This is a genomic window from Janthinobacterium kochi (assembly GCF_051380715.1).
Lineage (GTDB): Bacteria > Pseudomonadota > Gammaproteobacteria > Burkholderiales > Burkholderiaceae_D > Janthinobacterium.
In genome coordinates, this window is record NZ_JBNYXO010000010.1 from 112,767 (window position 1) to 125,350 (window position 12,584).

At 61.8% G+C, this 12,584-nt stretch carries 10 protein-coding genes and 1 pseudogene; all 11 read right to left on the bottom strand.

Annotated features, from left to right (window positions below):
- Positions 1-172: 172 nt before the first annotated feature.
- Positions 173-1,270, bottom strand: coding sequence for a zinc-ribbon domain-containing protein (locus ACQ4WL_RS20410; protein ID WP_436511370.1), 1,098 nt, complete (start codon positions 1,268-1,270; stop codon positions 173-175).
- An 8-nt stretch (positions 1,271-1,278) separates the two neighbouring features.
- A complete protein-coding gene (locus tag ACQ4WL_RS20415; RefSeq protein ID WP_436511371.1) occupies positions 1,279-2,409 on the bottom strand; it encodes a hypothetical protein in 1,131 nt (376 codons plus the stop codon).
- Between the two features lie 65 nt (positions 2,410-2,474).
- On the bottom strand, positions 2,475-3,197 hold the full coding sequence (locus ACQ4WL_RS20420) for a hypothetical protein (protein ID WP_436511372.1): 723 nt from the start codon (positions 3,195-3,197) through the stop codon (positions 2,475-2,477).
- Between the two features lie 47 nt (positions 3,198-3,244).
- Positions 3,245-4,063, bottom strand: coding sequence for a hypothetical protein (locus ACQ4WL_RS20425; RefSeq protein WP_436511443.1), 819 nt, complete (start codon positions 4,061-4,063; stop codon positions 3,245-3,247).
- A gap of 126 nt (positions 4,064-4,189) precedes the next feature.
- Positions 4,190-4,297: pseudogene (locus tag ACQ4WL_RS20430) on the bottom strand (zinc-ribbon domain-containing protein); the annotation flags it as partial.
- Positions 4,298-4,577: 280 nt separating this feature from the next.
- Positions 4,578-6,839: a YgiQ family radical SAM protein gene (locus tag ACQ4WL_RS20435; RefSeq protein ID WP_436511439.1), complete on the bottom strand. Its 2,262-nt coding sequence runs from the start codon at positions 6,837-6,839 to the stop codon at positions 4,578-4,580.
- A 237-nt stretch (positions 6,840-7,076) separates the two neighbouring features.
- Positions 7,077-7,355, bottom strand: coding sequence for a DUF4404 family protein (locus ACQ4WL_RS20440; RefSeq protein ID WP_436511373.1), 279 nt, complete (start codon positions 7,353-7,355; stop codon positions 7,077-7,079).
- A gap of 11 nt (positions 7,356-7,366) precedes the next feature.
- Entirely contained in the window at positions 7,367-7,579 is a 213-nt protein-coding gene (locus ACQ4WL_RS20445; RefSeq protein WP_436511374.1) for a VF530 family protein, read from the bottom strand.
- A 109-nt stretch (positions 7,580-7,688) separates the two neighbouring features.
- Positions 7,689-9,842, bottom strand: coding sequence for a M3 family metallopeptidase (locus ACQ4WL_RS20450; RefSeq protein ID WP_436511375.1), 2,154 nt, complete (start codon positions 9,840-9,842; stop codon positions 7,689-7,691).
- A 226-nt stretch (positions 9,843-10,068) separates the two neighbouring features.
- Positions 10,069-12,204 (bottom strand): M3 family metallopeptidase, encoded by a 2,136-nt coding sequence (locus ACQ4WL_RS20455; protein WP_436511376.1) that lies wholly within the window; start codon positions 12,202-12,204, stop codon positions 10,069-10,071.
- Between the two features lie 154 nt (positions 12,205-12,358).
- Positions 12,359-12,577 (bottom strand): SlyX family protein, encoded by a 219-nt coding sequence (locus ACQ4WL_RS20460; RefSeq protein ID WP_070290273.1) that lies wholly within the window; start codon positions 12,575-12,577, stop codon positions 12,359-12,361.
- Positions 12,578-12,584 lie beyond the last annotated feature (7 nt).

A 12,584-nucleotide genomic window follows, 5' to 3' on the forward strand; every position in this document is an offset into this window, starting at 1 on the left:
ATGTTGGAGGTCGTTCCAAGCCACCGATTGCAGACCCGTAGCCTGACCTTGATAAGCGTTCGCTAAAGCGAAACCATTCGCTGCGCCGCCGGCTGACAGGCGGAAAAAAGCCCGGCACGGCCGGGCTTCGGGAATTGCGCCAGGCGGCACGCTGCGCCGCCGGGCCGGATGCTTAATCGCGCACGCGCTGCAGCACCGCAAACGGCATGCCACCGAGAGTGAGCGTGGCCGTGTTGTTATTGTCGCTCATGTTGATCTGCATGGCGACGTCGCCCCCGTCTTGCGAGACGACCGTCACGGCATCGCCCTCGGTGGTAAACGTCACCTTGGATTCCTTGCCGTTATCGATCACGCTGTCGCGCGTGAATTCCAGCACCGAACCCATCGGTCCCTTCCACTTGCCCACCAGCGGGTGGGCGCCAAAGCGGAACACGCTTTTCAGCTTGTCCAGCATGCCCGCTCCTTGCGCGCCGGACGCATGGCGCATGGTGCCGGCCATGGCCATGGCAGCCTGCTGCAATTGCGCGCGGTCGGTGACTTGCCATTGCTTGTCCACCAGCGCCAGCGGCAATTCCACTTCCAGGTCGCCATGCGGCAAGCGTTGCAGGATCAATGCGCGGTCCGGCGATTTGGCGAGCCACGCCGCCTCATCGGTCAGCGTCAGCGTGGCCGTGGCCATCGCCACCTGCTGCCCGCCCATCTCGCGTACCTGTTCGTAGCCGCTGACCTTGGCCACTTTCACGCCCTTGGCCACGCACAGCTTGTCGCCGCGCAAGGCAGCCTTGCCCGGTGCGGCCAGCGCGTAGACAAATTGCGATTGCGCAAGCCAGCCGCCGCTGCTTTGCTCGACGGGAGCGCTGTACAACCCGCCACGCACGAGGATATCGAGCCATTGCCGGGTCGAGCTGTCGTACGAGGCCACGCGGATTTCTTCCTTCTGGTACGGCAAGTTGCTCAAGCAGAGCAACTTGTCGCGCGCCGCCTCGTCGGCCGTCAGGTGAGCATCGATGGCGCGGCTGAAACTGCTGGCCGAGGCCGCTTCGGGCGCCAGCAACCACGCCAGGGCGCCACCGGCCACGATGAGCACCGCCAGCGCGCCGCCGGCCAGGATGAGGTGGCGCCGTTGCACGCCGGCCCCGGCCGACCTGACCGGCGCAGGTGCTGATGCTGGTGCTGGTGCTGCCGCGGCAGCCAGGGTCTTGCCGCATTCATCGCAAAAGCGCGCGCCGGGGACATAAGCGGTGCCGCATTTGGTGCAAAAGTGAGCCATGGTGTGCCTTACTTGAGTTTATGCGCGCATTCGCCGCAGAACGCATCGTCGGATGCGACCGGCGCCTTGCAGCTCGGGCATTGCAAGCTGTCAGCCGGTGCAGCGGCTGGCGCTGCCGGGGCGGCAGGAGCGGCTGGTGCCGTCGCCTGCTCGGCCAGGGCACGCGCACGCTCACGCGCTTCCTCGGCTTTTTTCTTGACCACGGCCAGGCCGTCGTTCAGGCTCGCTTCCGAGGCGCTGAAATCGACATTGCGCGTGGCGTTCAGATAAATGATGCACACGCCCTTGGTGAAGATCAGGCCCGGCACCACGGCCGCTGCCGCCATCAGCAAGCCGCCGCCCAGGCCGGCAGCGATGATATAGCCGGAACCGCTGCCGCCACCCAGGCCCGCGGCCAACGCGTACATGTTCATCTGGCCGCCCAGACCCAGGATGCCGGCCGACATGCCCGTGGTCAGCGACACGCCCGTGCCCAGCACGCCAAAGATCAGCAACGCGGTAAACGACGTGATCAGGAACAGCAGCACTTCCAGCAGAATCACCGAGACCAGCTTGGTGCGCACGATCAGGTTCAGGCGGGCAATGATCTGGAACACGGTGGCGCCCGACCAGGCGGCAGGGCCGGCCAGCGGCAGCATCACGTAGAACAGCGCAAACACCAGCACGCCCAGCACGATGGCCGACAGCGGGAAGACCACCGCGTACAGCACGGGGCCCAGCACGGGAATTTTGCAGACGAACAAGATGATGGCGATGGCGATCATGGCCGCCAGCACGATCAAAAATTCCAGGAAGACGACCGCGATCAGGCGATGGCTGGTGTACAGCGAGACGAGCACGGCATCCACCAGGCTCATGCCAGGCTGGCCCTGCACATCGCGCATCAGCAGGATGCCCACGGCATTGGAACCGTAAAACATCACCAGGAAAGCCATCAGGCCGCCCAGGAAGGCCAGCACGACACTGCTCATGCTGCCGGCGAGCATCGTCAGCACGCCACCGACGAGCACGGCGCCGATGAAGGTCAGGGCCAGCAGGGCTATCGCGCGGAAATTCTTGATGGCGTCGGTCGCTTCGATCAGCGATCCCACGGCGGAGGAAAAGGGAAAAGGTTTATGTGCTTCTGTGGAAATGGTCATGTCTAGCCTGGAAGGGATCAATCGGGATGGGACGGCCTGCCTGGCCGCCCCGTGGTATTGCTGTGTTAGTAGGCAAGCGCCAGTTGCAGGTCGGACGCGGGCGCCTGGCGCTGGACGATCTGCAGCTTGACGTCCTGGCCACCGACACGCTTGCTATTCAGGTACAGGGCCGTGCGCACCGGATAAATGCCTTGCGGCACGCCTTCGGGCATGGGAATCGAGAAGCCGCCCTTGTAGGCGCCACTGCCGTTGTTGCTGCTGACCACTTTGCGCACAGTTTTGATCAGCTCGCCATTTGGCTTGTACAGGCTCAATTCTTCTTCCACCAACGGATTCGGATCGCGCGTGCCGGCGGCCACTTCGATATACGAATTGGTCTGCGCCTTCTGGCCCGGACGCACGGAGGATGGCGTAAAGGCCGTCTCATACTTCACCAGCGTCGACTGCTCGGGCAGCTTGCCCTTGTTGGCCACCTTGTAGTCGGCTTGCACTTGCTGCGCCGTCTTGACTTGCTGGCTTTGATAATTCAAAGCCACGCAGGCGAGTGCGCCCAGGCTGGCGCCCAGGGCCGCGCCGCGCACGGTATTGTTGCCACCGCCCAGCAAGCCGCCTACGACGGCGCCGATGCCGGCCAGCATGGCCGTATTGCATTCACCGCTGGCCGCTTCCGTGCCTGCGGTGGTGGTGCCGGTGGCGCCAGGGCCACCCGGCGCGGCGCAACCGGCCAGCATCGAGGACACAACCAGCAGCGCTACCATGGGCTTGGCAATTTGTTTCAAGTTTTTCACGTTATTCTCCGGGAGGAACAAAATAGGGGGAAGGCAAGCAGCGCGGCTTACTCGATCTGGATTTGCGACAGCGCCTTGTCTTGCGCGTCTTTCGCCTTGCGCTTGATATCGAGCGCATAGCGGTTGCCCTTGTCCATGCGCAACACGGCATTCGCGTTGGCAATGGCACAGTCGTATTTGCGCTGGCTCATGCAGTGGCTCGCTTCCGAAAGGCTTTCCGTGATCACGCTTTCCAGGCCGTCAGCCTTGTTGGCGGGGGCGGCTGGCGGTGCTGCCTTGACGAGCTTGGCCGGCTTTTCCACGACCGGGGCAGGTGCAGGTGCTGGTGCTGGCGTTGGTGCAGGCTCGGGCGTGGGCGCAGGGGCGGCAACCGGTGCTGGCGCCGGGGCGGGCGCCGCTGGCGTCACGGCAGGCTCGGCCGCCGTGGCGCCATCGAACGCAGGGTCGCTGATGAGCAGCGGCTTCTCGGCGGCAGGCGCAGCTTCCGGCTGTAAGGTTGGCACGGGTTCCGGCGGCGGCGCTGGCGGCTTGCTTGACAGGAAATAATACGCGCCTGCACCGCCCAGCAGCACTACCGCTGCGACGGCTGCGGCAATCAGCTTGACGCGGCTGCCACCCGATGGGCTGTCGCTTGGCGCTTCGGGTACGCTGGCGGGTGCAGCAGCAGGTTCTGGTGCAGGCGCGTGGACAGGTTCTGGTGCAGGAGCGGACACGGCTTCCGGCTGGCGCTTTTCCAGCACGGGCGGCGGCGCCGGTACCGCGACAGGTTCCGCCACTGGCGCCGGGGCTGGTTCTGGCACGGGCTCGATGACGGGCGTGATGACGGGTGCAATGAGCGGCTCACTCGCCGCTGCAATAGCCGGCACAATGACCGGCTCCGGCAGAGGCGGCGGCACCGCTGCGGCGACGGGCGCCACGGCAAAGCTGAACGCGCACTTGGGGCAGAATTTGGCATCGGCCTTGCAATCATGGCCGCACTGGCCACAGGATTTGCCTGGCATCGGGGCGGCAACGGTCGTGGCAACGGCAAACGTCGTGCCGCAGGAAGAACAGAATTTTGCGCCCGGTTTATTCTCGGCCTGGCAGGAAAGGCATTTCAATTGGCATCTCTTTTCATATCAACGCTGACGCCGTACGCCTGTATCGCTTGCCAGAATGGCAGCATTGTTGCCGTACGGCTAAATATTCAACGAGTATATTTTCAAACACCAAGTTGCCACAAGGGAAAATTGCCTTTTGCTCTATTCAATTTTTAAATATTGGTAAAAATCCTGCCGCCAAGGGGGTGCCGCGCCCCATCTTGGTGCGCAGAAAGCAAAAAACCCGGCAACGCAGTACGCGTTGCCGGGTTTTCAGGCTATGCCTGGGGCCGAGGGCCGCTTACTTGCGTCCGCCCCGTGCCGGTGCGGCATGGCCGCCCTTGGCCGGTGGCTTGCTGCCACGGCCCATCGGCACGGCGGCCGGCTTGGCCTTCGTTTTGATGGTCGACAGGATTGAGGGCCGCACTTTCGATTCGACGGCCGTGACTTTCGGCGCCGCTGCCGTGCCGCCCAGGGCGATACGGCTCTTGCCTGGCGCCACCTTGAACTTGTCCGGCGTGCCGGCGCCATGCGTCTGGCGGCTGCGTTCGCCTGCGGCCAGGCCGCCCGATTCCGACGAGGTCCAGGCCGGTATCAAATGCTTGTCGCCATTGCCGATCAAGTCGCCACGGCCCATGTTGACCAGCGCTTCGCGCAGGATAGGCCAGTTGGCCGGGTCCTGGTAGCGCAGGAAGGCTTTATGCGTGCGGCGGATCTTGCCGCTGCGGGCTGTTTCCACCACTTCCGAATCTGCCGTGACCTTGCGCAAGGGATTCTTGCGCGTGTGGTACATGGTCGTGGCCATGGCCATCGGCGTGGGCATGAAGGTTTGTACTTGGTCCAGCTTGAAATTGTTTTTCTTCAGCCACAGGGCCAGGTTCAGCATATCCAGGTCCGTCGTGCCCGGATGGGCGGCGATGAAATACGGGATCAGATACTGCTTCTTGCCCGCTTCCAGCGAGAAACGGTCGAACATTTCCTTGAACTCGTCATACGCGCCAATGCCGGGCTTCATCATCTTCGACAAAGTGCCCTCTTCCGTGTGCTCAGGCGCGATTTTCAAGAGGCCACCGACGTGATGCGTGACCAGTTCCTTGACGTATTCGGGCGAACGCACGGCCAGGTCATAGCGCAAGCCCGAGCTGATCAGCACTTTCTTGATACCGGGAATGGCGCGCGCCTTGCGATACAGCGAAATGAGCTTGCTGTGGTCCGTGCCCAGGTTGACGCAGATGGACGGGTACACGCACGACAGGCGGCGGCACGACACTTCGATCTCTTTTTCCTTGCAGGCCAGGCGGTACATATTCGCCGTGGGGCCACCCATATCGGAAATGGTGCCCGTAAAGCCTTTGGTTTTATCGCGGATATGCTCGATTTCGCGCAAGATCGACGGTTCCGAACGGCTCTGGATGATGCGCCCTTCATGCTCGGTGATCGAGCAGAAGGTGCAGCCGCCGAAGCAGCCGCGCATGATGTTGACGGAAAAGCGGATCATTTCCCAGGCAGGGATATGCGCCTTGCCATAGCTCGGGTGCGGCGCGCGCGCGTAATTCATGTCGTACACGCCATCCATCTCGTCCATGGCCAGCGGCAGCGGCGGCGGGTTGAGCCACACGTCGCGTTCGCCGTGCGCCTGCACCATGGCGCGCGCATTGCCGGGATTCGATTCCAGGTGGAACACGCGCGAAGCGTGCGCATACATCACCGGGTCATCCTTAACGACGTCGTAGGCGGGCAGGCGCACGACCGTCTTGTCGTGCTTTTCCTTGGCCATGGCCAGGCGCTCTTCGCGGCTCATGATGCGGATCGGCTTGATGACTTCGGCCGATTTCGAGGCATTTTCCGTGGCGCAGGCGGTCTTGTCTTCCTGCACCATCTCATACGGGCTGTAGTGCGGATCGACCTTGCCGGGCACGTCGACGCGGGTGGAATTGTGCACGCCCCAGTCGTCGCCGGGCAACCAGCCAGCCGGCACCATGAAGGCCGTGCCACGCAAGTCGCGGATATCCTTGATGGCTTCGCCAGCGGCCAGGCGGTGGGTCAGGTCGACCAGCGCCCGCTCGGCATTACCGAAGATCAACAAATCAGCCTTGGAATCGGGCAAGACGGAACGGCGGACCTTGTCCGACCAGTAATCGTAATGGGCGATGCGGCGCAAGGACGCTTCGATGCTGCCGATGACCACCGGCACATCGGGATACGCTTCGCGCGCGCGCTGGGCGTACACGGTGACGGCGCGGTCCGGGCGCTTGTTTGGTTCGGCATTCGCCGTGTAGGCGTCGTCGGAGCGGATCTTGCGGTCGGCCGTGTACTGGTTGACCATGGAATCCATGTTGCCGGCCGTAATGCCGTAGTACAAACGCGGCTTGCCGAGGATGCGGAACGCTTCGGCCGACAGCCAGTCCGGCTGGCTGATGATGCCGACGCGGTAGCCTTGCGCTTCGAGCAGGCGGCCCACCAGGGCCATGCCGAAACTCGGATGGTCGATGTAGGCGTCGCCCGTGACGAGGATGACGTCGCACTGGTCCCAGCCCAGCGCGTCCATCTCGGCACGCGACATCGGCAGGAAAGGCGCCACGGCAGCGCGGGCAGACCGCTTGGGAACGGTCGCAAATAAATTGGTAGGGGAGCTCATAGGGTACGGATTGTACCGGAATTGGCCATTTCCAACCTGACGGCCTGCTTTTTACTGTTGGATTTTCGTATAAAAAACGTTTATTTTTCAATTACTTGAGAGAAAGAGGCCCTTGGCGTCAGACCCGCCGGGTCTGACCCCGAATGTTGCTTTAGGGTTAAATTAAATACCCATATTAGCTAAAATCTCACCCAACTCCCGCAGCGCCGGCTCCAGTTTCGGATGCTTGACGGCGAACTTCGCCGACAATTCCTGGCTGCGCTCGGCCAATCCATAAGTGGTCGATTCTTCTTCCTGTTCCTGCGCGGCGCGCTTTTCCATCAACAACTTGATGTCGACATCGAGTTTTTGCAGCAAACCATGCAGTTCTTCATCGACGGGGCCGCTGGTTTCCAATGCCGAATGCAGTTGTTGCAGCGATTCCTTGAGTTTGCTATCCATGTTTTTTCCTGTCAGTCAGTAAATTGCGTGTCCATGAACAATTGTTCCACCTTGCTCCTGGCCCACGGGGTCTTGCGCAAAAACTTCAGGCTCGACTTGATGCTGGGATCGCTGATGAAGCAATTGATATCGATGTGCTTGGCCAGGCCGTCCCAACCGTAGTGGGCGTGCAGGCGCGTCACGATACCTTCCAGGGTAATGCCATTCAAATCTTGCTGACTCATATACTCTTTCAACTGCCTTCTTGTTTACATCTTACTCAATTCTACGCCGCCGGCACGGAAAGCTTGCGTGCGCCATGTCAACGCAACGCAAGCTTCAGATGAGGACGGATTACTTGGCGTTCAAGCCACGGCGTTCCAGCAGCGGTTCCACGGTGGCGTCGCGGCCGCGGAAGTCGCGGAACAGTTGCAGCGCATCGACGCTACCGCCACGCGACAGCAATTTGCTGCGGAACCAGTCGCCATTCTTGCGCGTCAGGCCGCCGTTTTCCTTGAACCAGTTGACCGATTCCGCGTCCAGCTTTTCCGACCACAGATAGGCGTAATAGGCGGCCGAATAGCCGCCCGCGAAGCTGTGCGAGAAGTAGCTGGTGCGGTAGCGCGGTGGCACGGGCGCGTAGTCGACGCCGGCGTCTTTCAGGGCCGCCGCTTCGAAGGCCAGCACGTCGCTCGGCACTTGCGCCGGGGTCAGCTGGTGCCAGCGCTGGTCCAGCAAGGCCGCCGCCAGGTATTCCGTAGTCATGAAGCCCTGGTTGAATTTCTTCGCCGCCATCACCTTGTCGAGCAACTCCTGCGGCATGGCCGCGCCGCTCTGGTAGTGCTTGGCGTAATTTTGCAGCACTTCCGGCCAGACGGCCCACATTTCATTGACTTGCGACGGGTACTCGACGAAGTCGCTTGGCACGCTGGTGCCGGCAAAGCGCGGGTATTTCACGTTCGAAAACATGCCGTGCAACGCATGGCCGAATTCGTGGAACATGGTCGTCACTTCATCGAACGTCAGCAAGGTCGGCTGACCGGCCGGTGGCTTCGGAATGTTCAACTGGTTGGCGACGACGGGATGCGTGCCCATCAACATTGACTGCGACACGTATTCATTCATCCACGCGCCGCCATGCTTGTTGCCGCGCGCATAGAAGTCGGCGATGAACAGGGCCAGTGGCTTGCCGTTGGCGTCCAGCACGTCGTAGACGCGCACGTCCGGGTTATACACCGGTAGATCAGTACGCTGTTTGAAGCTGATGCCATACAGTTTATTGGCGGCAAAGAAGACGCCGTTGTTCAGCACGCTGTTGAGTTCCAGGTACGGCTTCAGCTCGTTTTCATCAAAATTGAAACGCTGCTTGCGCAGCTTGTCCGTGTAGATGGCCCAGTCGGCCGCCGCTACCTGGAAACCGCCCTTTTCCGCATCGACCACTTGCTGCAGGTCGGCCGCTTCGCGTCGCGCATTCGCGACGGCCGGTTTCGCCAGTTCCGACAGCAAGGTGTTGACGGCCGTGGTGGTCTTGGCCGTCTGGTCTTCCAGCGAATACGCGGCGTAGTTCGCATAACCGAGCAAGGTGGCCCGTTCGGCGCGCAGTTTGGCCAGCTTCAGCACGATGGCACGGTTGTCGAACTCGCCGCCGTGGCTGCCCCGGTTCAGCGACGCATCCATCAGGCGCTGACGTGTCTTGCGATCCGTCAATACCGCCAGTGGCGGCTGGCCGCTGGTGTTGACCAGGGCGATGAGGAACTTGCCCGTCAAGCCGCGCTCCTTGGCGGCGGCAGCGGCCGTATCGATATCGCTGTCCGTCATGCCGGCCAGTTCGGCGCGCGTGTCGACGACTAGGCCCTGGGCATTGGTTTCCTTCAGCACGTTTTGCGCGAAAGCCGTTTCCAGGCCCGCTTGCTCGGCGTTGTAGGCTTTCAATTTTTCCTTGTCCGCATCGGACAGCTTGGCGCCGGCGCGCACGAAATCCGTGTGATAGCGGGCCAAGAGGCGCAAGGATTCGGCATCGAGGCCCAGCTTGTCGCGCTTGGCGTACAGGGTGTCGATGCGGGCAAACAGTTTCGGGTTCAGGGTGATGGCGTCGCCATGCGCGGCCAGCTTGGGCGACACATCCACTTCCACCGCTTCCAGCACGGCATTGGTGTTGGTCGACGTCATGTTGCTGAAGATGCTCTGCACGCGGTGCAGCAGCTGTCCCGTGCGCTCGAGGGCCACGATGGTGTTCTCAAACGTGGGCGCCTGGCGGTTGCTGGCAATCGCATTGACTTCGGCCAGCTGGCGTTTCATGCCTTCGGCAAACGCCGGCGCGTAGTGACCATCCTTGATCAGACCGAACTGCGGCATCTGGAACGGCAGCGGACTGGCTTTGAGCAGGGGGTTCTGGGCGCTGACGGCGGCGGCAGGCGCGGATTTTGCGGTGGTGGCAGCCAGGGCGGATGGAGCGGCGTGGGCCAGCATGACGCTGGCAGCGATGACGAGCAGTTGTGGACGGATCATGACATCTTTCAGGAAGCGCGGGGAAGAACCGCGATCGCGTCGCGGGCCAGTGGCAGATCATAGCAGCCTGTCACACAGGCGTCATCCAACATGGGCGATCCTGTGGTGCAGCACGCCAAATGCGCGGTTTACCACGGTTTGCAATCAACATCGCCAAATAAAAAAGGCTGCCAATCGCTTGGCAGCCTTTTTCATTGACCTGGCCTTGAGGCCGGAATGACGCGGATTACTTGCCGTTCAAGCCACGGCGTTGCAGCAGCGGTTCGATCTTCGCATCGCGGCCGCGGAAGTTGCGGTAGATGTCGAGTGCATCGGCGCTGCCGCCGCGCGACAGCAGTTTATTGCGGAACCAGTCTCCGTTCTTGCGCGTCAGGCCGCCGTTTTCCTTGAACCACTCGACCGTATCGGCATCGAGCTTTTCCGACCACAGATACGCGTAGTAGCCGGCCGAATAGCCGCCCGCGAACGCGTGCGAAAAATACGTGGTGCGGTAGCGCGGCGGCGCCGGGGCGAAATCGACGCCGGCTTCCGTCAAGGCGGTTTTTTCAAACGCCAGCACGTCGGTGGGGATCTGTGCCGGGGTCAGCTGATGCCAGCGCTGGTCCAGCAGGGCCGATGCCAGGTATTCCGTGGTTTTATAGCCCTGGTTGAAATTGTCGGCCGCCGTCACTTTCGCCAGCAGCTCGGCCGGGATGGCCGCGCCCGTCTGGTAGTGCTTGGCATAGTTTTGCAGCACTTCCGGCCACAGCGCCCACATTTCATTGACTTGCGACGGGTATTCGACGAAGTCGCGCGGCACGCTGGTGCCGGCGAAACGCGGGTATTTCACGTTCGAGAACATGCCGTGCAGCGCATGGCCGAATTCGTGGAACATGGTGTTGACTTCGTCAAACGTCATCAGGGTCGGCTGGCCCGCTTCCGGCTTCGGAATGTTGAGGTTATTCGCAATCACCGGCTTGCGGTTTAGCAAGGTCGACTGGCCCACGTAGGCATTCGCCCACGCGCCGCCGCGCTTGTTGCTGCGCGCGTAAGGGTCCAGCGTAAAAATGGCCAGCTGCGTGCCGTCTTCATTGAAGACGTCGTACACCAGCATGTCGGCCGTGTAGACGGGCAAGTCGGTGCGCTGCTTGAATGTGAGGCCGTACAACTTGCCTGCGGCAAAGAACACGCCACGGGTCAATACGCTGTGCATTTCAAAGTACGGTTTGAGTTGCGTTTCATCAAAGTTGTAGCGTTCGGCGCGTACCTTGTCGCTATAGAAGGCCCAGTCGGCAGCACCCACCTTGAAGCCGCCTTTGCCTGCATCGATGACATTCTGGATATCGTCCGCTTCACGCCGCGCATTGACGACGGCCGGCTTCGCCAGCTCGCCCAGCAGGGCGTTCACGGCGGTGGTGTCGTGCGCCGTCTGGTCTTCCAGCGAATAGGCCGCATAGTTCGGGTAGCCCATCAGCGCGGCACGTTCAGCGCGCAGTTTTGCCAGTTCCAGCACTTCGGCGGTATTGTCAAACTCGCCGCCACGGCTGCCGCGCGCTTGCGACGCAGCCATGATGCGTTCGCGCAAGGCGCGGTTGGTCAGCTGCGACAGCGGCGCCTGGCCCGTCGTGTTGACGAGGGCGATCACATATTTTCCATCCAGGCCGCGCTTCTTGGCCAGGCCCGCGGCCACTTCGATGGCGGCCGGCGACAGGCCGTCGAGTTCTTCGCGCGTATCGACGACGACGGCCGAGGCGTTCAATTCCTTCAAGACGTTCTGCGCGAACTTGGTCGACAAGGCCGCCAACTGGCCGTTGTAGGCGCGCAGCTTTTGCTTGTCGGCCGCCGACAGCTTGGCGCCAGCGCGCACGAAGTCCGTGTGATAGCGTTCCAACAGGCGTTTCGATTCGGCATCTAGGCCCAGCTTGTCGCGCTTGGCGTACAGGCTATCGATGCGCTTAAACAATTTGTCGTTGAGCATGATCGCGTCGCTGTGAGCCGCCATTTTCGGCGCCAGTTCGCGTTCCAGGCCCTGGATCGTCTCATTCGTGTTCGAGCCGGACATCACGGAAAACACGGTGCGCACGCGGCTCAGCAGCTGGCCCGAGCGTTCCATGGCGACGATGGTGTTGTCGAACGTGGCCGCTTTCGGGTTATTCGCAATCGCGTTGATTTCCGCCAGGTTGGCGGCCATGCCTGCCGTAAAGGCGGGTGCGTAGTCGGCGTCCTGCACCTTGTCGAACGGTGGATAGTGGAACGGCAGGCTGCTGGCCTGCGCAAACGGGTTCGAAGCAGGCAGCGCTGCGGCCGCGGTGGCGGCAAAAGCGGCGGCGGCTGGCGCCAGCATCAGGCTGGCGGCGATGACGAGCATTGTTGGACGGGTCATGTCTTCTTTCAAGAAACGCAAGAGAGCCGCGATTGTGTCGCGGGCCAGCCTGAAATAATAACAGCCTGACACACTTGCGTCACCAGCAACTACTGACCTTAGCGGGTTGGCGGGTAATGAATGGTTTTCATGCACCCCGCGTCACCATGCCGATTTAGTAATGTGGCGGGCGTTCGTTGACCAGCCCGCCATTCGCCTGCTGCGCCCCGTCGCGCACGTGCTCGCCCAGCTTGTGCAGCATCGCCTCGAGTTGGTCGATGCGCTTACCCTGCTGGTACACCATCTGGTTCAGCGACTCAACCAGGTCTTCCTGCTGCGCCAGCTTGATTTCGATATCGACGAAACGTGTTTCCATCTGTTCTGCATTGTCCATGGTGCTC

What these genes read in the sequence shown, in the direction of transcription:
- ACQ4WL_RS20410 (WP_436511370.1), bottom strand. Translation starts at nt 1,270, where the DNA reads ATGGCTCACTTTTGCACCAAATGCGGCACCGCTTATGTCCCCGGCGCG.
- ACQ4WL_RS20415 (WP_436511371.1), bottom strand. Translation starts at nt 2,409, where the DNA reads ATGACCATTTCCACAGAAGCACATAAACCTTTTCCCTTTTCCTCCGCC.
- ACQ4WL_RS20435 (WP_436511439.1), bottom strand. Translation starts at nt 6,839, where the DNA reads ATGTCGCGTGCCGAGATGGACGCGCTGGGCTGGGACCAGTGCGACGTC.
- ACQ4WL_RS20440 (WP_436511373.1), bottom strand. Translation starts at nt 7,355, where the DNA reads ATGGATAGCAAACTCAAGGAATCGCTGCAACAACTGCATTCGGCATTG.
- ACQ4WL_RS20445 (WP_436511374.1), bottom strand. Translation starts at nt 7,579, where the DNA reads ATGAGTCAGCAAGATTTGAATGGCATTACCCTGGAAGGTATCGTGACG.
- ACQ4WL_RS20450 (WP_436511375.1), bottom strand. Translation starts at nt 9,842, where the DNA reads ATGATCCGTCCACAACTGCTCGTCATCGCTGCCAGCGTCATGCTGGCC.
- ACQ4WL_RS20455 (WP_436511376.1), bottom strand. Translation starts at nt 12,204, where the DNA reads ATGACCCGTCCAACAATGCTCGTCATCGCCGCCAGCCTGATGCTGGCG.
- ACQ4WL_RS20460 (WP_070290273.1), bottom strand. Translation starts at nt 12,577, where the DNA reads ATGGACAATGCAGAACAGATGGAAACACGTTTCGTCGATATCGAAATC.